Annotated in this window: 21 protein-coding genes and 1 riboswitch; of the genes, 11 read left to right on the top strand and 10 right to left on the bottom strand. The window is 70.2% G+C overall.

All coding sequences use genetic code 11. The features are described 5' to 3' along the window. Nucleotides 1-53: 53 nt before the first annotated feature. Nucleotides 54-1,133: a histidinol-phosphate transaminase gene (gene hisC / locus E6U81_RS13520; RefSeq protein ID WP_136230319.1), complete on the bottom strand. Its 1,080-nt coding sequence runs from the start codon at nt 1,131-1,133 to the stop codon at nt 54-56. A gap of 361 nt (nt 1,134-1,494) precedes the next feature. Between hisC and E6U81_RS13515 the strand changes: the two genes are divergently transcribed. From E6U81_RS13515 to E6U81_RS13505, 3 genes are all read left to right on the top strand, one after another. After that, nucleotides 1,495-2,610, top strand: coding sequence for a LacI family DNA-binding transcriptional regulator (locus tag E6U81_RS13515; RefSeq protein ID WP_136230318.1), 1,116 nt, complete (start codon nt 1,495-1,497; stop codon nt 2,608-2,610). 217 nt (nt 2,611-2,827) lie between these two features. Continuing rightward, a complete protein-coding gene (locus E6U81_RS13510) occupies nt 2,828-4,177 on the top strand; it encodes a metallophosphoesterase family protein (protein ID WP_136230409.1) in 1,350 nt (449 codons plus the stop codon). A gap of 148 nt (nt 4,178-4,325) precedes the next feature. Beyond that, the gene (locus E6U81_RS13505; protein ID WP_136230317.1) at nt 4,326-5,144 is read left to right on the top strand and encodes a hypothetical protein; all 819 of its coding nucleotides are present in this window, start codon (nt 4,326-4,328) and stop codon (nt 5,142-5,144) included. A gap of 22 nt (nt 5,145-5,166) precedes the next feature. On the opposite strand, the gene E6U81_RS13500 is transcribed toward E6U81_RS13505, so the two are convergent. Further along, nucleotides 5,167-5,997: a hypothetical protein gene (locus E6U81_RS13500; RefSeq protein WP_136230316.1), complete on the bottom strand. Its 831-nt coding sequence runs from the start codon at nt 5,995-5,997 to the stop codon at nt 5,167-5,169. 260 nt (nt 5,998-6,257) lie between these two features. On the opposite strand from E6U81_RS13500, the gene E6U81_RS13495 reads away from it, so the two are divergent. After that, nucleotides 6,258-7,346: a glycosyltransferase gene (locus E6U81_RS13495; RefSeq protein ID WP_206309919.1), complete on the top strand. Its 1,089-nt coding sequence runs from the start codon at nt 6,258-6,260 to the stop codon at nt 7,344-7,346. Nucleotides 7,347-7,425: 79 nt separating this feature from the next. Here E6U81_RS13495 and E6U81_RS40475 read toward each other — a convergent pair whose 3' ends face one another. Together E6U81_RS40475 and thiC are read right to left on the bottom strand one after the other, a co-directional pair. Further along, nucleotides 7,426-8,445 (bottom strand): hypothetical protein, encoded by a 1,020-nt coding sequence (locus E6U81_RS40475; RefSeq protein WP_206309918.1) that lies wholly within the window; start codon nt 8,443-8,445, stop codon nt 7,426-7,428. A 229-nt stretch (nt 8,446-8,674) separates the two neighbouring features. Then, on the bottom strand, nt 8,675-10,462 hold the full coding sequence (thiC, locus tag E6U81_RS13485) for a phosphomethylpyrimidine synthase ThiC (RefSeq protein ID WP_136230314.1): 1,788 nt from the start codon (nt 10,460-10,462) through the stop codon (nt 8,675-8,677). Further along, nucleotides 10,457-10,601, bottom strand: a riboswitch (TPP riboswitch). (Overlaps the previous gene by 6 nt.) A 72-nt stretch (nt 10,602-10,673) precedes the next feature. Here thiC and E6U81_RS13480 point away from each other — a divergent pair. Next, nucleotides 10,674-12,053: a YibE/F family protein gene (locus E6U81_RS13480; RefSeq protein WP_240803789.1), complete on the top strand. Its 1,380-nt coding sequence runs from the start codon at nt 10,674-10,676 to the stop codon at nt 12,051-12,053. Nucleotides 12,054-12,095: 42 nt separating this feature from the next. Here the strand turns inward: E6U81_RS13480 and E6U81_RS13475 are convergent, their stop codons facing one another. The 4 genes from E6U81_RS13475 to E6U81_RS13460 all read right to left on the bottom strand — a co-directional run bounded on the left by E6U81_RS13475 (nt 12,096) and on the right by E6U81_RS13460 (nt 14,361). Continuing rightward, on the bottom strand, nt 12,096-12,545 hold the full coding sequence (locus tag E6U81_RS13475; RefSeq protein ID WP_136230312.1) for an SsgA family sporulation/cell division regulator: 450 nt from the start codon (nt 12,543-12,545) through the stop codon (nt 12,096-12,098). A gap of 97 nt (nt 12,546-12,642) precedes the next feature. Further along, nucleotides 12,643-13,389: a helix-turn-helix domain-containing protein gene (locus E6U81_RS13470; protein WP_136230311.1), complete on the bottom strand. Its 747-nt coding sequence runs from the start codon at nt 13,387-13,389 to the stop codon at nt 12,643-12,645. A 276-nt stretch (nt 13,390-13,665) separates the two neighbouring features. Beyond that, the gene (locus E6U81_RS13465) at nt 13,666-13,893 is read right to left on the bottom strand and encodes a DUF5326 family protein (RefSeq protein ID WP_206309916.1); all 228 of its coding nucleotides are present in this window, start codon (nt 13,891-13,893) and stop codon (nt 13,666-13,668) included. A 150-nt stretch (nt 13,894-14,043) separates the two neighbouring features. Continuing rightward, nucleotides 14,044-14,361, bottom strand: coding sequence for a cupin domain-containing protein (locus tag E6U81_RS13460; protein WP_030817023.1), 318 nt, complete (start codon nt 14,359-14,361; stop codon nt 14,044-14,046). An 89-nt stretch (nt 14,362-14,450) separates the two neighbouring features. Between E6U81_RS13460 and E6U81_RS13455 the strand changes: the two genes are divergently transcribed. From E6U81_RS13455 to E6U81_RS13435, 5 genes are all read left to right on the top strand, one after another. Beyond that, nucleotides 14,451-14,831, top strand: a complete 381-nt coding sequence (locus E6U81_RS13455; protein WP_136230310.1) for a phage holin family protein — start codon at nt 14,451-14,453, stop codon at nt 14,829-14,831. 11 nt (nt 14,832-14,842) lie between these two features. Then, nucleotides 14,843-15,334 carry a low molecular weight protein-tyrosine-phosphatase gene (locus E6U81_RS13450; RefSeq protein ID WP_136230309.1) on the top strand — a complete coding sequence of 164 codons (492 nt, stop codon included), beginning with the start codon at nt 14,843-14,845 and terminating at the stop codon, nt 15,332-15,334. Beyond that, on the top strand, nt 15,331-16,500 hold the full coding sequence (locus tag E6U81_RS13445; RefSeq protein ID WP_240803788.1) for a cystathionine gamma-lyase: 1,170 nt from the start codon (nt 15,331-15,333) through the stop codon (nt 16,498-16,500). Before E6U81_RS13450 ends, E6U81_RS13445 begins: the two co-directional genes overlap by 4 nt. Before the next feature lie 176 nt (nt 16,501-16,676). Continuing rightward, a complete protein-coding gene (locus E6U81_RS13440) occupies nt 16,677-17,582 on the top strand; it encodes a LysR family transcriptional regulator (protein WP_136230308.1) in 906 nt (301 codons plus the stop codon). A gap of 60 nt (nt 17,583-17,642) precedes the next feature. Beyond that, on the top strand, nt 17,643-18,122 hold the full coding sequence (locus E6U81_RS13435) for an NUDIX hydrolase (RefSeq protein ID WP_031156081.1): 480 nt from the start codon (nt 17,643-17,645) through the stop codon (nt 18,120-18,122). Between the two features lie 57 nt (nt 18,123-18,179). On the opposite strand, the gene E6U81_RS13430 is transcribed toward E6U81_RS13435, so the two are convergent. Next, complete coding sequence (locus E6U81_RS13430; protein WP_136230307.1) at nt 18,180-19,385, bottom strand: globin domain-containing protein; 1,206 nt, start codon at nt 19,383-19,385, stop codon at nt 18,180-18,182. 120 nt (nt 19,386-19,505) lie between these two features. Next, on the bottom strand, nt 19,506-20,156 hold the full coding sequence (locus tag E6U81_RS13425) for an HAD-IB family phosphatase (RefSeq protein WP_136230306.1): 651 nt from the start codon (nt 20,154-20,156) through the stop codon (nt 19,506-19,508). A gap of 151 nt (nt 20,157-20,307) precedes the next feature. Between E6U81_RS13425 and E6U81_RS13420 the strand changes: the two genes are divergently transcribed. Continuing rightward, a complete protein-coding gene (locus E6U81_RS13420) occupies nt 20,308-21,201 on the top strand; it encodes a GNAT family N-acetyltransferase (protein WP_136230305.1) in 894 nt (297 codons plus the stop codon). Nucleotides 21,202-21,205: the final 4 nt, after the last annotated feature.

The following is a 21,205-nucleotide window of genomic DNA, read 5'->3' as shown; positions in this document are numbered from 1 at the left end:
CAGTACCGCCCGCCGGCCCGCTTTCGCCGTTCGCTCGTTCGCGTTCGCGGAGCCTAGAGCTCCTTGATGAACGCCCCCGCCGTGTGCAGGAAGAGGTCGTTCGCCTCGGGCTCACCGATCGTGACCCGAAGGCCCTCACCCGCGAAGGGCCGGACCACCACACCGGCCTTCTCGCAGGCGGCCGCGAAATCCACGGTCCGCTCGCCGAGGCGCAGCCACACGAAGTTCGCCTGCGTGTCCGGCACGGTCCAGCCCTGCGCCAGCAGCGTCTCGTGGACCCGCGCCCGCTCGCCCACCAGTGCGCCGACCCGGCCCATCAGCTCGTCCTCGGCGCGCAGCGACGCCACCGCCGCGTCCTGCGCGAGCTGGCTGACGCCGAAGGGCACCGCCGTCTTGCGCAGCGCCGCGGCCACCCGCTCGTGCGCGACCGCGAAGCCGACCCGCAGGCCGGCGAGCCCGTACGCCTTGGAGAACGTACGCAGCACGGCGACGTTCGGGCGGTCGCGGTAGAGCTCGATGCCGTCCGGGATGTCCGTGTCCCGTACGAACTCGCGGTACGCCTCGTCCAGGACCACCAGGACGTCCGAGGGCACCCGGTCCAGGAACCGCTCCAGCTCGGCCCGGCGCACGGCCGTGCCGGTGGGGTTGTTCGGGTTGCAGACGAAGATCAGCCGGGTCCGCTCGGTGATGGCCGCAGCCATGGCGTCCAGGTCGTGCACGTCGCCGTCGGTCAGCGGGACCTGCACCGAGGTCGCGCCCGAGATCTGCGTGATGATCGGGTACGCCTCGAAAGAGCGCCAGGCGTACATGACCTCGTCGCCCGGGCCCGCGGTGGACTGGATCAGCGACTGGGCCACGCCCACCGAGCCGGTGCCCGTCGCCACGTGCTCGACCGGCACGCCGAACCGCTCGGCGATCTCGTTCACCAGCCCGGTGCAGGCCATGTCGGGGTACCGGTTGAAGGTCCCGGCCGCCGTGACGGCGCTCTCCAGCACGCCCGGCAGCGGCGGGTACGGGTTCTCGTTCGAGGACAGCTTGTACGCGACGCGCCCGCCCGCGGCGGCCGGCTTGCCGGGCTTGTATGTCGGAATGCCGTCCAGCTCGGTGCGCAGCTTCGGGCTGTTCTCGCTCACCGCAGGTCCTCCTCGACCGTCCCGTACGACGTCGCCGTCGACTCAATACTGCTCACCTTATGAGGATTCCGCCCTTCCGAGAATGGGGGCGCCTGGAATGAGGGGGAGCGCACGCATATATGCGTGCGCTGGTGGCCTGCGCCGTGGCGCGCGTCCCTCGTACAGGTGAGTTGAGATCGACCCGAAACCCCACCGGTTTGGCATGCCCGGACCCGCCGACAAGCTTCACACTTCGCTGGTCCGACCAAGCACCTTCATTTCCAAGGTCATTGGGGGTGGCGAACCATGCAGAAACGTGCCTGTCAACGCGTGCATATGCACCCGGACCGCGCACCCCACCGAGCCCTACTATCGGCTCGCCATGACAGCAGCAGGGAAGCATCAGGTGAGCCGGACCGAGACCACCCGGCGGGCCGCCGGCCGACAAGGCCGGGCCGGCATCAGGGACGTGGCCGCCGCGGCGGGCGTCTCCATCACGACCGTCTCCGACGCGCTCAATGGCAAGGGACGGCTGCCCGACGCCACCCGCCGCCACGTTCGCGAGGTCGCCGACCGACTGGGCTACCGCCCGTCGGCCGCCGCCCGCACCCTCCGTACCGGCAAGTCCGGCCTCATCGGCCTGACCGTGACGACATACGGGGATGAACCTTTCACCTTCACCGAATTCGCCTACTTCGCCGAGATGGCCAGGGCCGCCACCTCGGCGGCGCTCGCCCGCGGATACGCCCTCGTCATCCTCCCCGCCACCTCCCGCCACGACGTGTGGTCCAACGTCGCCCTCGACGGCACCGTCGTCATCGACCCCTCCGACCACGACCCCGTCGTCACCGAGCTGGTGCGCCAGGGCCTGCCCGTGGTCTCCGACGGCCGGCCCGCCGGCTCCCTCCCCGTGACCGCCTGGGTCGACAACGACCACGAGGCCGCCGTGCTCGGCCTCCTCGACCACCTAGCCGCGGCCGGCGCCCGCCGGATCGGGCTGCTGACCGGCACTACCACCGACACCTACACCCGCCTGTCCACCACCGCCTACCTCAACTGGTGCGAGCGCGTCGGCCAGGATCCGGTCTACGAGTCCTACCCCGCCCACGACCCGTGCGCGGGCGCCGTCGCCGCCGACCGGCTCCTCGCCCGCCCCGACCGCCCGGACGCCGTCTACGGGCTCTTCGACCCCAACGGCACCGACCTGCTCGCCGCCGCCCGCCGCTACGGCCTGCGCGTTCCCGAGGACCTGCTGCTCGTCTGCTGCAGCGAGTCCACCGTGTACGCCAACACCGAGCCGCCCATCACCACCCTGTCCCTCAAACCGCGCCGCATCGGCACCGCCGTCGTGCAGCTGCTCATCGACGCGATCGAGGGCGTGGACACCGGACGCCCGGTCGAACAGGTCGTCCCTACCGAGCTGATCATCCGTACCTCGTCACAGCGCAGGCAGCCCCGAACGACCGTCAGCCCGCCCCGATCTCCGGCCCAGGAATGACCGGCAGACCGTCCGGTCGGCCTGATCGGCGGGCGGTCCAGGATTTCAGCAACGGCAATATCGGGCAAAAACGGTAGGAACGATACGCTCCGCAAAGGATTCACCACCCCTGGTGCGTCACAGAGCGCGAGCTGCATTCCTATGATGGGCGCACGACATCACGGACCCTCCTCCCCGGAGGTCAGGAGGGTCCGCAGGTGTACGGCAGCGCGACGTGGTGGTGGAGGGGTCGATGACTCAGGGGGCCGGTCAGGGACCCGCGATGCGGACGGAAACGCTGCGGGACTTCCGGGTGCCAGTCACCGAACCCGCTGCTCCGTACGCCGTGTCCACCGGGCTGCCCGACGAGGCCCCCGTGTACGGCGAGTACCCCGCGTACTACGAGGACGCTCCCCAGGCCGTCGTACCGGCGCAGCCCGGCTACGCGCCGCAGCCCCCCGTGCCCCCCGCGCCGCCGGTCCCGCAGCACGATCCGCGCCAGGACCCGCAGCAGGACCCGCGCCAAGACCCGCGTCAGGACCTGCGGCACGAGGAGCACCCCCACGGGCGCCCCCAGGGCCACCCGCACCCTCAGGCGCACACCGACGCCGAACCGGTGCCCGCGACGGCCCAGGACCCCGAGGAGGACGACCTCGAGGGCTACACGCCCACCTACCGGGACCTCCCCGTCATCGGCCGCAGCCCGCTCGGCGGCCCCGGTGACACCGTCCAGGTCCAGTACGTCCCGCAGGACACCGCGGGCCCCGGCCCGCTGTACGTCGTCGGCGACGTCCACGGCTACCTCGACGAGCTCGTCACCGAGCTGCGCGCCCAGGGCCTGATCGACGCGGAGGGCCGCTGGTCCGCGGGCAACGCCCGGCTCTGGTTCCTCGGCGACTTCACCGACCGCGGCCCCGACGGCATCGGCGTCATCGACCTCGTCATGCGGCTGTCCGCCGAGGCGGCCGCCGCCGGCGGCTACTGCAAGGCCCTGATGGGCAATCACGAACTGCTGCTCATCGGCGCCAAGCGGTTCGGAGACACCCCCGTCGTCTCCGGTGCCGGCACCGCCACCTTCCAGGCCGCCTGGCTGCTCAACGGCGGCCAGCGCACCGACATGGAGCGCCTGCAGGACGTGCACATCCAGTGGATGTCGCGGCTGGACGCGGCCGTCCTGGAGGAGGACCACCTGCTGCTCCACTCCGACACCACGGCCTACCTCGACTACGGCGACTCCATCGAGGACGTCAACGACACCATCCACGAGCTCCTGAACCGGGGTGACGTCGACATCACCTGGGACCTCTTCCGGAAGTTCACCAAGCGCTTCGCGTTCCGCGACGAGGAGACCGGCCCGCAGGCCGTCCGCGAACTGCTCGACACCTACGGCGGCAGCCGCGTCGTGCACGGCCACAGCCCCATCCCGTACCTGCTCGGCGAAGTGGGCACCGAGGACGGCGACGAGTCCCGCGGCCCGGAGGCCGTGGACGGCCCGCACGTCTACGCGGACGGGCTCGCCATCGCGATGGACGGCGGCGTGACGATGGCGGGCAAGCTGCTCGTCGTACGGCTTCCGCTGAGCGACTGAGAGCTTACGCAGAGGGGTATTTCCGGAAAGCCCCTGTCACGGCGTGGTGTGGGCGCTCTACCATCGCTCTATCCGTAGCAGGCTCTCCTCCGTTTCAGCCGGCGCCCGGGTCTACGCGGGCAAACCGGCTTCTACGGAGCATCGGGGGATGCACATGACCAGCGCTCCGCACCTGCTGACCGAAGACCGACCCGAGTTCGACCGGCTCATCGACGAGGCACTGCGCGCGGCGAGCGAACGGCCCGAGCTCGCCACACTCGGCGAACGGCTGAACGCCGAACAGCTGCGCACCATGGCCCAGGGCGCCAGCGCCCTGCTGGCGGCCGCCGCGGCCGCCGAGTACGGCCACTACGTGAAGGTCCGCGAGGAACGACGCGACGAGGCGCTCTCCGGACCCGGTACGACGGGGGACGAGGACGAGGGCAGCAGCAGCGGCAGCGGCGCGGGCGTCAGCGCCGTGGTCGCGGTCCTCGCGCCGGTCCTGGCGGGCACCGCCATGCTGATCTTCCTGCTCGTCGGCTACATCCTGAAGTTGATCGAGCCCGAACCGGCCTTCGCCCAGACCATGCTGACGGCGGGTTGGCTCTTCGGGGCGCTCACCGCCGCGGCCCTGCTCTTCGCCGTGATCGGGCTGCTGGTCACGGCCGTCCGCAACAGTGCGACCGAGGTGGCGGCGGACGAGACCGAGGCGATACCCGACGAGGTGGCGCGGGCCCGCGAGGCCTGGCGGCACGCGCTGCTGGAGCGCGGCATCATCCCGTTCCTGCGGGACGCACTGGCCGATCCGAGCGCGGGCCCGGGCTTCCCGACCCCCCGCACGCCGGGGGCCGGGCGCATCCCCAGTCTGGGGTACACCCGGCCCGACTTCACCAGTCCCGGAACCCCGTCGCAGGGGTCCCCGCCCGGCTACACGCCGCCGGACTTCACGAGCCCGGACTTCGGCGGCCCCGAGCACCGGCCGGGTTAGGCACTCCGGCCGGCTCGGCGGTCTACTTCAGCGTCTTCGGCAGGTGGTTGGGGTCCATCGGTCGTACCGGGGCTGCCGTCGCTCGTCGGATGTCCGGGTCGCCCGCATCCGGCTGGGGCACGTCCAGGTTCCAGTCCCCGTTGCAGGTGAGGGTGCCGGCACCGGGCTGGACGGTACAGAAGGTCTCCCAGATCTCGCCCCCCTGCGTCACCACCTCGATGACCAGTCGGTTGGCCTGGTGGCCGATGGAGACGCCGCAGGCGTCGGACGGGTAGTCCCCGTCGGGGTTGGTGCTGAGGTCGTACCAGGTCCACGGGCCCACCGTGGTGCCGCCGTTCGACAGCTCGCGGATGCCCGCGTAGGTGTTGCCGTCACCGGGGTTGACCGCCTTGAACTCGCGGTCGTTGTTGTCCCGGACGGAGTCGATGTCGACGCAGAAGCTGGTTCCCGTCGCCCCGGTCGCACCCGTGGCACCCGTCGCACCGGTCGCGCCGTCCGCGCCGTCCTCGCCGTCCTCGCCGTCCCTGCCCCGCGGACCGCGCGGGCCCGTGGGACCCGTCGGGCCCCGCTGGCCCTGGCACTTGTCGCCGCCGCGTGGGCCCGCCTGCGCCTCTTCCGCCGCTCTCGGGCTTTGATTCTTCTTGTTGTTGTTCGTCGTGCAGTCGCCCCCGCCGCCCGCCTCCTGCGCCGCCGGGACCGTCTCGGCCGCCTGGACGTTCTGTGCGGTGGCGACCGCCGGACTGGCGACCCCGACCATCACCAGGGCGAGCGACGCAAGCGTGCTCCCCGCCAGCCAGCCGTTCCGCCGGGGCAACGGGCCAAGCGGTGACCTGGTCATGTTCTCGGTGCTCATATACGCCGCTCCCTTTGTGAAACCGGATCGAACGATCTGCGACAGCCCGGATGGGCCGCCTCGGTCATCGTGGGGATATCAGAAGAAAAGCGGTCCAACGGCTCGCTAGGCAGTCATCTCATCGGACCAGCAACAGGCACCCAATGGCGGTTCGCCTCGTGGCTTCCTTGCACCCCATTGGCCGGATCCCTACGGTCGCCTCACGGTCGTCTTCACCACCACCGTGGACGGGATCCTTGAAAGCAAAAGTCTGTCTGAACATGATCGTAAAGAACGAGGCCGCGGTGATCAGGCGCTGCCTCGAATCCGTGCGCCCCTTGATCGACACCTGGGTGATCGTCGACACCGGGTCGACGGACGGCACCCAGGAGATCATTCGGGAATTCCTCGGCGATCTCCCCGGCGTCCTGCACGAACGGCCCTGGAAGGGGTTCGACGGCAGCCGCAGCGAGGCGATCGACCTGGCCCGGTCCAGCGCCGACTACCTGCTGTTCGTCGACGCGGACGACGTGATCGAGGTGGACCCCGGATTCCGGATGCCGGAGCTCACTTTCGATTCGTACGGCATCGCCGTGCACCATCAGCCCGTCATCCACTGGCGGCCCGCTCTGGTCTCCACCCGGTTGCCCTGGAAATACATCGGCGTCCTGCACGAGTACCTGGATTGCGAAGCACCGTTCACCCGCGGAGTACTCGAAGGCTTCCATATCCGCATCGTCGGCGGCGGAGCCCGGCAGGGCGAAGGAGGCGACCGGGAGAAGTACCTCCGCGATGCCGGGATCCTCGAGAAAGGGCTGATCGAAGAACCGGGGAATGCCCGCTACGCCTTTTATCTGGCCCAGAGCTGGCGCGACGCGGGCGAGCCGGAGAAGTCCCTGGCCGCCTACGACCGCCGGGCCGCGATGGGCGGCTTCGCAGAGGAGGCCTTCTGCGCCCGGCTCTACGCGGCACGGCTCGCGGCGGGCCTCCAGCGCCCGTCGGCCGAGGTGCTGGACCGCTACCTCCGCGCCCACGAGAGCCGCCCCGGGCGGGCCGAGGCACTCGGCGACCTCGCCCGCCTGTGCCGTCTCGACGGCCGCTTCGAGCTGGCGTACCTGTTCGCCCGTCAGGCGGCACGGATCCCGCGCCCCGAGGACATCCTGTTCGTCGAGTTCGACTGGTACGAGTGGCGCGCGCTCGACGAGCTCGCGGTGGCCGCCTACTGGGTCGGCGCGTACGAGGAGTCGCTGGAGTGCTGCGAACGCCTCCTGAAGGAGGGCCGACTCCCGGAGAGCCAGCGCGAACGGGTCGGTGAGAACCGCGCGTTCGCCCTGGCCAAGCTGGGTCCGGAGTTCCAGGTGGTGGCCTGACGGCCGCCACACCCCTACGGCCGAGGGGCCGGACGCATCCACCGTGCGGGATGTGTCCGGCCCCTGCGCACGAACCCCGCTAGCGCAGGCGGTTCGGGGACGCTCCGTGCGTCGTGTCTGCTTTGAAGGCCTTGCCCCGGAGGGCCGGGGCGGGCGCGGGGGTCAGCTCGATCCAGCCCTCGTTCCAGATGAAGGTGGCGCTGTTGGTGTCACCGTGGGTCTGGAAGATCCTGTTGTCCGTGGTGAGAACCCTGATGTAGGCGTTGTTGCCGTGGCCGCTGATCGAGATGCCGCAGGCACTGCCGAAGGGGAATCCCGGGTTGTCCGCGTTCGTGATGTTCTGCCAGACGGGCGCGCCACCGGCCGTGACGGCCCGGCCGGCGAAGGCGGCGTTTCCGTTCACGAGGACGGCGTGGAACGACTCCGTGTTCGAGCGCGCGAAGCTGTCGAAGTCGGTGCAGGGCCCGGTGGCGCCGGTCGGTCCGACCCCGCCCGTGGCGCCGGTCGGTCCGACCCCGCCCGTGGCACCCGTCGCGCCCGTGGCTCCGGTCGCACCGAGCCCACCGGTAGCGCCCGTGGCGCCGGTAGCGCCCGTCGCACCATCGGCACCGTCAGAACCCGTCGCGCCAGTGGCACCGGTTGCACCATCAGCGCCATTCGTACCCGTAGAACCGGTAGCACCCGTCGCACCAGTCGCACCGCGGGCTCCCGTGGCCCCCGTCGCGCCGTCGGCGCCGTCCGCGCCGTCCGCTCCCGTCGGGCCCGGCCGGCCCTCCTCGCACCGGTCGTCACCGCGGGGGCCCGCCAGGAGGCCCGAGGCACTGGGGCCGTCGTCCGGACCCCGGTCCGGGTCGAAGTCCGGCCACCGGTCGGGGCGGTGGTCCGGGCGGTGGTGGTGCCCCTGCGGCTCGCAGTGGTCCCCGTCCGTGCCGATGACCGCGCCGACCCGCTCCGCCGCCCGGACGCCCTGTGCCACGGCGACGGCGGGGCCGGCGACCCCCATCATCACCAGCGCGAGCGACGCGAGCGTGCCGGCCCTGCGCCAACTGCTCCTCGGCAGCGGGCCCAGAGGCGACCTGGTCCTGTTCTCGGGGCGCATACCACTCCTTCTCGAAACCGGTCGAACGATGGCGGCGGGGCCGCTCCGGCCCCATCGGTAGCGTGGGAATCGCCGCCCCGAGTCGCGGCACACCTCGCAGATAAGTCCACTTATCGGACTATTGATGCGACACCAATGGCCGCCGCAAGGACGCACGAAAACGGGGCGGACCCGCGACTCCCCCCATGGGTCGCGGGTCCGCCCCGTAGGCCGGGTCCGGCAATCGGTCTCAGTCGGCCAGCGGCAGGTAGACGCGGCTGCCCGAGGCGGCGAACTCGGCGGACTTCTCCGCCATGCCGGCCTGGATCTCCTCCGCCTTCAGGTCCCCGCCGTGCTCACGGCGGATGTCCTGCGAGATCTTCATCGAGCAGAACTTCGGACCGCACATGGAGCAGAAGTGCGCGGTCTTGGCCGGCTCCGCGGGAAGGGTCTCGTCGTGGAACTCACGGGCCGTGTCCGGGTCCAGGGCCAGGTTGAACTGGTCCTCCCAGCGGAACTCGAACCGCGCGTCGGACAGCGCGTCGTCCCACTCCTGGGCGCCGGGGTGCCCCTTCGCCAGGTCAGCGGCGTGTGCCGAGATCTTGTACGTGATCACGCCGGTCTTGACGTCGTCCCGGTTGGGCAGGCCCAGGTGCTCCTTGGGCGTGACGTAGCAGAGCATCGCCGTGCCCCACCAGGCGATCATCGCGGCGCCGATGCCCGAGGTGATGTGGTCGTAGGCGGGGGCGACGTCCGTGGTCAGCGGGCCGAGCGTGTAGAACGGCGCCTCCTCGCAGATCTCCTGCTGGAGGTCGATGTTCTCCTTGATCTTGTGCATCGGGACATGGCCCGGGCCCTCGATCATCGTCTGGACGTTGTGGCGCTTGGCGATGGTGTTCAGCTCACCCAGCGTCTTCAGCTCGGCAAACTGGGCCGCGTCGTTGGCGTCCGCGATCGAGCCGGGGCGCAGTCCGTCACCGAGGGAATACGTGACGTCGTACGTCGCGAGGATGTCGCAGAGCTCCTCGAAGTTCGTGTAGAGGAAGTTCTCCTTGTGGTGCGCCAGGCACCACGCGGCCATGATCGAGCCGCCGCGTGAGACGATGCCGGTCTTGCGGCGGGCGGTCAGCGGCACGTACGGCAGGAGCACGCCGGCGTGGACCGTCATGTAGTCGACGCCCTGCTCGGCCTGCTCGATGACCGTGTCCTTGTAGATCTCCCAGGTCAGGTCCTCGGCCCGGCCGTCGACCTTCTCCAGCGCCTGGTAGAGCGGCACGGTGCCGATCGGAACCGGGGAGTTGCGCAGCACCCACTCGCGGGTGGTGTGGATGTTGCGGCCCGTCGAGAGGTCCATGACCGTGTCCGCGCCCCAGCGGGTCGCCCAGGTCATCTTCTCCACCTCCTCCTCGATGGAGGAGGTGACGGCGGAGTTGCCGATGTTGGCGTTGACCTTCACCAGGAACTTCTTGCCGATGATCATCGGCTCGATCTCCGGGTGGTTCACGTTCGCCGGAAGCACCGCGCGACCTGCGGCGATCTCCTCGCGGACGACCTCCGGGGAGACGTTCTCGCGGATCGCGACGTACTCCATCTCCGGGGTGATCTCGCCCCGGCGGGCGTACGCGAGCTGCGTGACGGCGGCGCCGTCCCGGCCCCGGCGGGGCTGACGGGGGCGGCCCGGGAAGACCGCGTCGAGGTTCTTGAGGCCACCGCGCGGAGAGGTGTGCTTGATGCCGTCGTCCTCAGGGCGTACCGGACGGCCGGCGTACTCCTCGGTGTCGCCGCGGCTGATGATCCAGTTCTCGCGCAGCGGCGCGAGGCCCCGTCGCACATCGGTCTCGATCTGCGGGTCGGTGTACGGACCGGACGTGTCGTAGAGCGTCACGTCCTTGCCGTTGGTGAGGTGGACCTGGCGGACCGGCACCCGGATGTCGGGGCGGGAGCCCGCCACGTAGCCCTTGTGCCAGCCCGGCTTGCGCTCGGTCGAGCCGTCGCCGTCCTGGCTGACGGCAGGCGTGCGTGCGTCCTGAATGGTCATGAGACCTGATCTCCCTACGCCGGCATTACCCGGTAACAGGTTCGGCGGTCGACGCAGCCTCCTCCCGTACGCATTCGTGATCGCGTACGGTGATCAGCGCCCTCTCAGCCCGGTGCTCCGAGCTCCCGCGTTGTGCAAAGTAGCCCCCACGCTAGCGCCATCCATGGCGTGCTGAACAGTGGGCCCCCTCATCTCTTGCGATGATCTGCAGGTGACGTCCTCGCCGCAGCCCCCCACCGAGCCCACTGAGCCCAACGGCCACTCCGGCCACGCGCACGCCGGACACGGGCACTCCTCCGGCCACTCCCACAGCCACAGCCACGGACCTGCGGCACCCGTCTCGAAGCACCTGCGCAAGGTCATCGCGGCCGTACTGATCCCCTTCGCTGTCGCCGTCTTCGTCGGCCTGGCGGTCCTCTGGCCGGGCGGCACGCCGGACCACGAGCGGACCGGGGTGGGCTTCGACCGACAGACGCAGCAGGCCAAGGTCGTCTCGCTGGAACTCGTCGACTGCAAATCCGTGAACGCCGCGCAGGTGCCGCCGACCGGCGAGGGCTCCGCCCCGACGGGCGGCGGAGCCCGGGCCGCGCAGACCGGCGAGTGCAAGAAGGCGACCGTCGAGATCGGGAGCGGCCCGGACAAGGGGCGCACCTTCGTGGAGATCGTCCAGCCGGGCGCGCCACGGCAGTTGGCGGACGGCCAGGAAGTGGTGGTGGCGTACGCGCCGGACGCGCCCCGCGACCTCCAGTACTCGGTGATCGACGTGAACCGCAAGCTCCCGCTGGCGGTGCTGGCCGGCATCTTCGCGCTCGCGGTCGTCCTCGTCGGGCGGATGCGCGGGCTGTTCGCGCTGATCGCACTGGTCGTCAGCTTCGGCGTGCTGACGCTCTTCATCCTCCCCGCCATCCTGCAGGGGTCGAACCCGCTGGTGGTCGCGGTGGTCGGGGCGAGCGCGATCATGCTGATCGCGCTCTACATGTGCCACGGCCTGACCGCCCGCACCTCGGTGGCCGTCCTGGGCACGCTCGTGTCACTCCTGCTGATCGGCCTGCTGGGCTCGGTGTTCATCGACTGGGCGTTCCTCAGCGGCAACACCGACGACAACACCGGGCTGATCCACGGGCTCTACCCTGACATCGACATGAGCGGCCTGCTGCTCGCCGGCATCATCATCGGATCGCTGGGTGTCCTCGACGACGTGACGGTCACCCAGACCTCGGCGGTGTGGGAACTCCACCAGGCAGACCCCTCCCAGGGGCCCCGCTCCCTGTACCGGGCCGCCATCAGAATCGGCCGCGACCACATCGCATCGGTGGTCAACACCCTGGTGCTGGCCTACGCGGGCGCCGCGCTGCCGCTGCTCCTGCTGTTCTCGATCGCCAACAGCAGCATGGGATCGGTGGCGAACAGCGAGCTGGTCGCGGTGGAGATCGTACGGACCCTCGTCGGCTCGATCGGACTGGTGGCGTCGGTGCCGGTGACAACGGCGCTGGCGGCGCTGGTGGTCTCGGCCGACCGGCCGGAATCCCCGGCCGTCGCACCGGGCTCGGGACCGGTACGCGGCGGCCGGGGCCGGCGGCGCAAGCGCTGAACGGCGGTTCAGCCCGAGTGGTGAGCGGGTCGGGGCGGCGGTTCAGCCGGCGTTCTGCTCGTTCTGCTTCGACTCGGCCAGGATTCTGCCGAGCGCCTCGTCCAAGTGCTCTTCGAAGTCGCCCGTGTTGCGCTCCTGCCCGAGCGGAACGATCCGGTCGGTGCGGTCGAGGAACGCGACGAGCGGTGCCGCGCTGGCCCGGAACAGGGCCCGGTCACCGCCGACCTGAAGCCGGATGTGGACGTCGGACAGCTCCTCGGGACTGGTGGGGGCGATGTGCACATCGCCGTCACCGCACGGCTTGTTGATGCCGTCGAGCAGCAGCTCCCGGCCGAACGCCCAGGTCACGGGCGCATCTCCGGGAAGGTGGAAGGTCAGGCGGACTGCGTAGGGATCACGGGCGTCGTACCGGAGTTCCACCGGGATCCGGAACGAAAGCTCCTCGGAAACGAGGAAACTCATCATGACCTCAGCCTGTACGGACTCGCGCATTGCCTACCCCGCTGTAGTGGAAGTGGCCAGGAATGATCCCCCAGGGCCCTCTTGACAAGAGTGGTGGAAGCGCATGCAGATCACAAGGAGTGAGTTTTCAGATACTGATAGAGAACGAGAGGGTGCTCAACAGCGCGCCTACTTCACTCCGTAGTCGATCGACTACATACAGCAATCGATCTTCCTGGTGCAGGGGCAAAGAAATGGCCATCGTCGCGGCCGCATCCCCGGCCGTGATGGGGATGGCGGCACAGACCGTGCCGAGGGCATATTCCTGCCGCTCGATTACGGGCTGCATTCGCCCGAGGGCCCCGATCCGGTTCTCCAAGGAGCGCAGATCGCGCACGGTATAAGGGGTGATGGCCTCTACCGGATGGCGGTCGTAATAGTCCTTGCGCGCGTTCTCGTCGAGCTGGCCGAGCAGGCACTGCCCGATCGCGTGCGCGAATCCCGTCGCACGGAAGTCGGCCCACTCCTCACACGCCGGGCTGCCCGGGGTGTCCGAGACACCCACGACCTCGATTTCACCCTCGCGGTAGACCGCGAAGTAGACGGGCGCCCCGACCGTGTCGCGGAAGTGCGCGAGCGAGTCGAGGATCATGCTGCGACGTTTCTGCTGGAGTGCCCCGCCGACCAGCCTGCCGGCCGCGGCGCCGAGGACGAAGACCCCGCTCTCTCTGCGCAGGTAGCCCTCGTGCGTCAGGGTGCGCAGCAGGTGGTACGCGGTGGGAAGCGGGAGCCCGGCCTCACGCGCCAGCTGCTTCGCCGGGGCACCCCCGCTGTGGGATCCCGCGGCTTCGAGCAGCCTCAGCGCCCTCTGCACCGAACCGATCAGTGTCGGCACACCCGCATTGTGGACCGGAGACAAGCTCACCCCCAGGCGTGGCGGCGGGCCTTCAGGGGTGGCCCGCCCCGCGGGGGCCGCCCCCGCTCATGCCGGATCCTGGGGGTCGCGCTCGGCGGGTCGTCGGCGTCACCACAGGTCAGGCGGTGCTGCCGGCTCTCGTGCCCAGGGAACGGCACAGTTCGCGACTCTATCCACCGTTTCCGGGGCTGCGAGCGGTTCAGAGCGTCCGGTTCCCTCAGCTGGGTTAACGAGGGAACCGCCCCGGCCCGTCACCTACCACTCGGTGAAGGAGGACTTCGAACGTCCGCCGCCGACCTTCTTCACGACGAAGATCAGCCCGCCGACGAGGCCGACGAAAAGCAGCAGCTTGAAGGCGAACGAGATCAGCGCGCCCAGGATGCTGGTGATGACACCGCCGAAGACGAACAGCGCCAGCAGCGGAACGGCGACCCACTTAACCCACCAGGGCATGCCTGCGAATATCTCCCGGATCCCGTTCATGTCCTCGACCTCTTCCTGGTCTTCCCGTCCGTGACTTCCTGCTGTCGATGCTAGGAGTCCGCGGGCTCCGATCGGGGCCCGCGAGCCCCCGGAGTCCCCTGATCCGCCCCTTAGGGGGATCAGGGACACGACCCCCACCCGCGGTCTCGCTCAGCCCTCCGGCGGGGAGAACACCACCATCACCTTCAGGTCCTCGGTGATGTGGTGGAACTTGTGCGGGACGCCCGCCGGGACGTAGACGACGCTGCCGCGCGCCACGGTGGTGGTCTCCTCTCCGACCGTGATCGAGGCCCTCCCGCTGACGACGAAGTACACCTCGTCCTGACCGTGCGGCCGCTGCGGATCGGTCTGGCCGGCATCGAGCGCGTACAGCCCGACCGACATGTTCCGCTCGCGGAGGAACTGCAGATAGGCGCCGTCGTTGGCGGCCCGCTCCGCTTCGAGATCGTCAAGCCGGAAGGCTTTCATCGTCGTTGTGCCCCTTGTACTCGATCGTTCCCTCGCATCCGCTGATCTGCGGATGTCCCACCGGGATCTTCTCTGCCACGATCAGACACATGACGAATTTCGTAGTCAAGACGCTCGCCAACGCGGCGGCCCTGGCCGTGGCCATCTGGCTGGTCGCCGGCATCACCCTGGACGACGGCAGCACGATGGGCCGCCGGACGCTGACCCTGATCCTGGTCGCCCTGCTCTTCGGCCTGGTCAACCTCATCGTCAAGCCCGTGGTGAAGCTGCTGTCGCTGCCGCTGTTCATCCTCACGCTCGGCCTGTTCACGCTCGTCGTGAACGCGCTCATGCTGCTGCTGACCTCGTGGCTGGCCGACCAGTTCGACCTCAGCTTCCATGTGGACAACTTCTGGTCGGCGCTGATCGGCGGCCTGATCATCTCCGTCGTCTCCTGGGCCGCGAACATGGTCCTTCCCGACAACGACTGAGCGGGCTGCGCATGTACCGCGTCTGCTTCGTCTGCACGGGCAACATATGCCGCTCCCCCATGGCCGAGTCCGTCTTCCGCACCCATGTGGAACGGGCCGGACTCGACGCCCTCGTCGAGGTGGACAGCGCCGGAACCGGCGGCTGGCACGAGGGCGACGGCGCCGACCCGCGCACCGTCTCCGTCCTGGAGGCCGCCGGCTACGCCCAGGACCACAGGGCCCGGCAGTTCCGGTCCTCCTGGTTCTCCCGCCTGGACCTCGTGATCGCACTCGACTCCGGGCACCTGCGCGACCTGCGGGCACTCGCACCCACTCCGCAGGACGCCGCCAAGGTCCGGCTGCTGCGGTCCTACGATCCGGCGGCCCCCGCCGGGCAGCACGACGTACCGGACCCCTACTACGGGTCGCTCGCCGGGTTCGAGGAGTGCCTGGACCTGGTCGAGGCGGCGAGCCCCGGTCTGCTGGACGCCGTACGCGAGGCGATGAAGGAGCACACCACGTGAACGAGTACGCCCCCGGAGGCCCCGGCGAGGTGATCGGCGACGGCACCCGCGCCGTGCGCGCCGGTCTGCCCGAGGCAGTCAAGAACGAACCGCCCCTGCCGGGTCCGGTCTTCGCCGCCCACTTCCACCTTCCGGGAGACGTCGAGGGCCCGTACGCCTACGGCCGCGACACCAACCCGACCTGGACCCTGCTGGAACGGGCGATCGGAGAGCTGGAGGCCCCCGGCCAGGACGTGCACACCGTCGTCTTCGCCTCCGGCATGGCGGCGGTCTCCGCCGCCCTGCTCTCCCAGACGCGCACCGGCGACACCGTCGTCCTGCCCGACGACGGCTACCAGGCGCTGCCCCTGCTGCGCGAGCAGCTGGAGGCGTACGGGATCCACGTGCGCACCGCGCCCACCGGCGCGGACGCCCAGCTCGAGGTCCTCGACGGGGCCCGGATGCTGTGGATCGAGACGCCGTCCAATCCCGGGCTCGACGTGTGCGACGTACGGCGCCTCGCGGACGCCGCCCACGCCGGCGGCACCCTGGTCGCCGTGGACAACACCCTCGCGACGCCCCTCGGGCAGCGGCCCCTGGAACTCGGCGCGGACTTCTCCGTGGCGAGCGGCACCAAGGGGCTCACCGGCCACGGCGACGTGCTGCTCGGGTACGTCGTGTGCCGCGATCCGGAACTCGCAGCCCGCGTCCGGGGGTGGCGCAAGATCGTCGGCGCGATCCCCGGTCCCATGGAGGCATGGCTCGCCCACCGTTCGCTGGCCACGATCCAGCTGCGCGCTCAGCGCCAGTGGGCCAACGCACTGGCCGTGGCGGAGGTTCTGGTCGACCGCCGCGACGTGAGCGGAGTGCGGTATCCGGGGCTGACCACGGACCCCTCCCACAAGACGGCCGCCCGCCAGATGCGGGGCTTCGGCTCGGTGGTCTCCTTCACCCTGCCCGACCGGGCGCACGCGGAACGGTTCATGGCCGCCCTGCACCTGGTCGAGGACGCCACGAGTTTCGGTGGCGTACGGTCCACCGCCGAGCGGCGCGGACGGTGGGGCGGCGACGCCGTGCCCGAGGGGTTCATCCGCTTCTCGGCCGGGGCCGAGGACACCGAGGACCTGGTCTCGGACGTCCTGCGGGCACTCGACCGTGCCCTCGACCCGGCCGGCCACGACCACTGAACACGACGTGGAAAGGCGGTCCGAGCCTCCCCCCTAGTGGCTCGGACCGCCCCGGGTTCCGCGCGCGAAGAACCACGCGACAAGGCTAGTTGACTCTGCGTCAGAGTCCAATCACGGTAGCGACAGGGGCCTATCTGCATATTTATAGTTGTAGACCCCCACCGAGAGGTGTCGCGATGGATCTGGCCCTGCTGCGCACCTTCGTCACCGTTCACCGGGCGGGCTCGTTCACGCGCGCCGCCGCCCTCCTCGGGCTGTCCCAGCCCGCCGTGACCTCGCAGATCCGCACCTTGGAGCGCCAGTTGGGGCGCCCGCTCTTCCACCGCCGGGCCCGCGGGGTCACTCCCACCGCCGTCGGCGACGAGCTCGCCCACAAGGCCGCCCCGCACCTCGACGCCCTGCTGCGGATCACCGAGGCCGAGCGGGAGGACGCGGTCGGGCTGCGGTCCCTCCACGTCGCCGGGCCGCCCGAGTTCCTGTCGCTCCGGGTGCTTCCCGCCCTCGCGCCACTCGTCGGCCAGGGCCACACCTTGCGCGCCACCCTGCAGAGCGACTCCGCGACCGTCCTCGACGGGCTCGCCGCCGGCCACCACGACCTCGTGGTCACCACCGCCCACCCCCGCGGCGGGCCCTTCACGGCCACCGCCCTGTGCGACGAGGAGCACGTCCTGGTCGCCGCGCCCTACTGGGCCGCCCTCGTCGACACGGACCGGCTGCGCGGCGACGGCCCCGCGGCTCTGGAGGGCATCCCGCTCGTCGAGGTCCACGAGACCCTGCCGCTCGTCACCCGGTACTGGAGCGCCGTCTTCGACACCCTGCCCGACGCCAGGTCCCTCGCCGCCACCGTCGTCGCGCCCGACCTGCGCGCCGTACTGGAATGCGTCCTCGCGGGCGCGGGCATCGCCGTACTGCCCCGCTACCTGTGCCAGGACGCCCTCGACAGCGGCCGGATCGCCGCCGTGGCGGAGCCTGCCGTACCACCGCTGCGCACCTGGTTCCTGGTCCTGCGGACGGGAAGCCCCTCTCTCCCCCACCTCGCCCGGGCCCGCGAGCGGCTGCTGGACGCCGCCGTGCACTGGTGAGCCCCCTGTTTCCGGCCCGTGGCGCGTTTCAGAAGCGGAGCGGTGGGCCACTCTTCTCCCATGACCGAACGTCCCGTGGTCAAACGCACCGCTCGCGCGATCCTGCTCGACGGTGACGACCTGATCCTCATCAAGCGCACCAAGCCCGGCGTCGACCCGTACTGGCTCACCCCCGGCGGAGGAGTGGAGTCCTCGGACGCCACCGTCGTCGACGCCCTCCACCGAGAGGTCCATGAGGAACTCGGCGCGAAGATCACCGATGTCGTGCCCTGTTTCGTCGACACCGTCGAGCACATCGCCGGCGGCGGGGTGACGGGCGTGAAGGTGCAGCACTTCTTCGTCTGCCGCCTCGAATCGATGGACCCCAGCCTCCGGCACGGCCCCGAGGTCGACGAACCCGAGGGCGAGTACGAGATCGTCCGTGTGCCCTTCAGCCGAGTGGGCATCGCCGCGGTCCACCTCGTCCCGCTGTCCCTACGGCACTACCTGGACGGCAACATCGAGGGCGTGCGCGCCATGCACGCGCCCGACCTGGGTTGAGGCCCTTCCGGGGCCGGTGGGCTGCCACCGGTCCCGGACCGGCCGTGCCCGCCGGTCTCAGCCGATGCCCACCAGTTCCTCGACCGCGTCGTGGCGAATCCGTTCGCCAGGAATCCCGATGCGCAGCAGCTCGTCGACACCGCTGCGGATCATCGCGGGCGGGCCGGAGATGAACGCGTCGTACGAACTCCACGGCCCGTGCTCGCCCACGGCGTGCGGCAGCTGTCCGGCCAGCCCGTCTCCGACCACCGGCCGGACCGACAGCCACGGGTGCGAGCGCTGCAGTCCCAGCAGGGTGTCCTTGTCGTAGAGGTCGCTGTCGCTGCGCGCCCCGAAGAACACCTCCACCGGGCGCCGCTCCCCGTGTCCGGCGACATCCTCGATCAGCGCCTTGATCGGGGCGATACCGGTACCCCCGCCCAGGCACAGCATCCCGTTGTCCGTGGTGTGGTCCACGACCATCGACCCGGCCGGCGGCCCCAGGCGCAGCACGTCCCCGGGGCGGGCGTGGCGCACCAGCGCATTGGAGACCCAGCCCGCGGGGACGGCCTTGACGTGGAAGGAGAGCAGCCCGTCGGCCCGGGGGGCCGAGGCGAAGGAGTAGTGCCGCCACACCCGTGGCCACCACGGGGTCTCCAGGCTCGCGTACTGGCCGGCCAGGAAGGCATAGGGCTGGTCGGGGCGGACGGTCAGCACGGCGATGTCCGGGGTGCGCAGGTCGTGGGAGACCACCTCCGCGTGCCACCACGCGGGGGCCTTCACCTCGTCCTCCGCCGCGGCGTCGATCATGATCTGGGAGATCGCGGTGTACGCCCGGACCCACGCGGCCTCGGCCTCCGGCCCCCAGCTCTGCGTGGCGAACCGGGCCAGTGCCCCGACGAGGGCCTCGCCGACCGCGGGGTAGTGACCGGCCATGGTGCCGTACTTGCGGTGCCCGGTGCCGAGTCGGCAGAGGTAGGGGGCGAGCACTTCGGGGTTGTCGATGTGCTCGGCGGCTGTCAGGAGCGCCTTCAGCAGCCGGTCGCGCTGCGTGTCCATCGCCGCCGGGAACATCCCTCGTACTTCCGGGTGCCCGGTGAAGACCAGAGCGTAGAAGTACGAGGTCACCTTGTCGGCGACCGGGGCGATCTCCGCGAGGGTCCGGCGGATGAGTACGGCATCCGGTGAGGGCTCGGCCGCCCCGCCCTCGGAGGGTATCCGGGCCGCTTCGCGTCTGGCCGATCTGGTGGGCGGAGCGTCCATGCGGTGCCTCGCTTCGAGCATCTCGGTCGGTCTGCACACGCCACGGTCATGAATCCGTGGTTCCCGGTTTCACAGCGTGCCACCCGCCCCAGAGGCCTGCGGGGAAACGCGGAAAATCCGCGTTTCGAACCCACTTTCCTCCTAAGATGCGTCAACTCCCGGGCGTGCCACCGCCACGAGCTGGTATACCTCCCGCAGATCCCGTCCCTCGTAGACGTGGGTCGCGCGCTCGGCCAGGTGCGGTCGCGCGTTGACCGCCACCGAAACGGACACCGCCTCGAAGAGGTGGATGTCGGTCCCCGAGTCCCCGTACGCCACGCAGTCGCCCCGCGTCACGCCGAACTGCTCGCACAGCCGGTCGGCCACCATGACCTTGGCCTCGGGGGTCAGGATCCCGGCCTCCTCGACGGGCCGGGTGAACGGCACTTCCGGGAAGACGGACCCGTGGGCGGCATGAGCGCCCCACTCCAGCAGCAGTTCCACGAAGAAGGACGGAGACAGGGAGACCACCGCGCAGTACTCTCCGCGCTGCCGGATCTCCTGCCAGACGTCCCGGATGCCCGCGAGCCACGGAGCCCCGTCGAACGCCGCCCTGACATGCGCCGGCGTCAGCTCGGCCCACAGCGCGTGCACGGCCACCGAGAACTGGTGCGGCCCGATCTCGCGCGCGGAGAAGGACCGCTCCAGTTTGGCGATCTCGGCGCTGACTCCGAGCTGGCGGGAGATCTCCACCGGAGCCGCCGAGCCGTACATCAGCGTTCCGTCGAGGTCGAAGAGGTGCAGGCGCGTCATAGCCATCGAGGCTAGTGGGTTCGTTTCACGTGAAACACCGCGTTTCACGTGAAACATCATCCGGTGCGACCCCAGGTGTGCTCGTGTTTCACGTGAAACATGAGCCTCAAATCCTCTGGACGGCTCCCGGCCCATGATCCAGTCTGGGCCGGTGACACCACCACACATCACCGATCTGCCGATCCGGGCGCTGACCGTGGACGATCTCCACCGCTGCGCCGACCTTTCCGAAGATCGTGGCTGGCTCCGCGAGGAGCACAAGTGGAGACTGCTGCTCACGGCAGGGAACGGCTACGGCGTCGATGCCCCGGACGGCCGGGGCCTCGCCGCCGCCTGCGTCGTCACCCGGTACGGCAGCAGCCCCGCCGGACCCGGACTCGCCGCCATCGGCATGGTTCTCGTGGCCGACCGCTACGCCCGTCAGGGTCTGGGGCGCGCCCTGATGACCCATGTCTGCAACGACGCGCTCAAGGGCGTCCCACTCACCCTCCACGCCACGCCCTACGGGCGCCCGCTCTACGAGCAGCTCGGGTTCAAGACCACGGGCCGCGCCGAGATGCTGGTGGGCACCTTCCGGGAGGAGAGCGCCTCCGACACCCACGGCACGACTCCGGTCCGGCGGGCGGTCGCAGAAGACCTTCCCCGGATCCTGCGCTTGGACGCCGAGGTCTTCGGGGCCGACCGCATGCACATGATCACGCGGCTGCCCGCCTTCGCCGATCAGCTGCTCGTCTCCGAGGACAGCAGCGGCGACGGCACGCTCACGGGCTACGCCGCTGCATGGCCCAACATGCACACCCATGTCGTCGGCCCGCTGATCGCCCGTGACACCGACACCGCCAAGTCCTTGGTCACCGCCCTCGCCAGGGGCACGGACCGTGCGCTGCGCACCGATGTCGACGTACGGCACGAGGAACTGCTCGCGTGGCTCAAGGAACGCGGCTTGGAATCCGTCGCCTTCAACGCCGTCATGGCCCGGGACATCCCCGACCTGCCCGGTGACTGGACCCGCCGGTGGGCGCCGCTGACCGTGGCCGCGGGCTGAGAAG

Source organism: Streptomyces sp. A0592 (genome assembly GCF_004795115.1).
Taxonomy (GTDB): Bacteria; Actinomycetota; Actinomycetes; order Streptomycetales; family Streptomycetaceae; genus Streptomyces; species Streptomyces erythrochromogenes.
The sequence above is the reverse complement of the archived record's forward strand: the minus strand, read 5'-3'. Positions and strand labels throughout refer to the sequence as shown.

Bases quoted from the DNA above. Each gene is read 5' to 3' on its own strand.
- E6U81_RS13515 (WP_136230318.1), top strand. From the start codon at position 1,495: ATGACAGCAGCAGGGAAGCATCAGGTGAGCCGGACCGAGACCACCCGG.
- E6U81_RS13505 (WP_136230317.1), top strand. From the start codon at position 4,326: ATGCACATGACCAGCGCTCCGCACCTGCTGACCGAAGACCGACCCGAG.
- E6U81_RS13500 (WP_136230316.1), bottom strand. From the start codon at position 5,997: ATGAGCACCGAGAACATGACCAGGTCACCGCTTGGCCCGTTGCCCCGG.
- E6U81_RS13495 (WP_206309919.1), top strand. From the start codon at position 6,258: ATGATCGTAAAGAACGAGGCCGCGGTGATCAGGCGCTGCCTCGAATCC.
- E6U81_RS40475 (WP_206309918.1), bottom strand. From the start codon at position 8,445: ATGCGCCCCGAGAACAGGACCAGGTCGCCTCTGGGCCCGCTGCCGAGG.
- thiC (WP_136230314.1), bottom strand. From the start codon at position 10,462: ATGACCATTCAGGACGCACGCACGCCTGCCGTCAGCCAGGACGGCGAC.
- E6U81_RS13475 (WP_136230312.1), bottom strand. From the start codon at position 12,545: ATGCGCGAGTCCGTACAGGCTGAGGTCATGATGAGTTTCCTCGTTTCC.
- E6U81_RS13465 (WP_206309916.1), bottom strand. From the start codon at position 13,893: ATGAACGGGATCCGGGAGATATTCGCAGGCATGCCCTGGTGGGTTAAG.
- E6U81_RS13460 (WP_030817023.1), bottom strand. From the start codon at position 14,361: ATGAAAGCCTTCCGGCTTGACGATCTCGAAGCGGAGCGGGCCGCCAAC.
- E6U81_RS13455 (WP_136230310.1), top strand. From the start codon at position 14,451: ATGACGAATTTCGTAGTCAAGACGCTCGCCAACGCGGCGGCCCTGGCC.
- E6U81_RS13450 (WP_136230309.1), top strand. From the start codon at position 14,843: ATGTACCGCGTCTGCTTCGTCTGCACGGGCAACATATGCCGCTCCCCC.
- E6U81_RS13440 (WP_136230308.1), top strand. From the start codon at position 16,677: ATGGATCTGGCCCTGCTGCGCACCTTCGTCACCGTTCACCGGGCGGGC.
- E6U81_RS13435 (WP_031156081.1), top strand. From the start codon at position 17,643: ATGACCGAACGTCCCGTGGTCAAACGCACCGCTCGCGCGATCCTGCTC.
- E6U81_RS13430 (WP_136230307.1), bottom strand. From the start codon at position 19,385: ATGCTCGAAGCGAGGCACCGCATGGACGCTCCGCCCACCAGATCGGCC.
- E6U81_RS13425 (WP_136230306.1), bottom strand. From the start codon at position 20,156: ATGACGCGCCTGCACCTCTTCGACCTCGACGGAACGCTGATGTACGGC.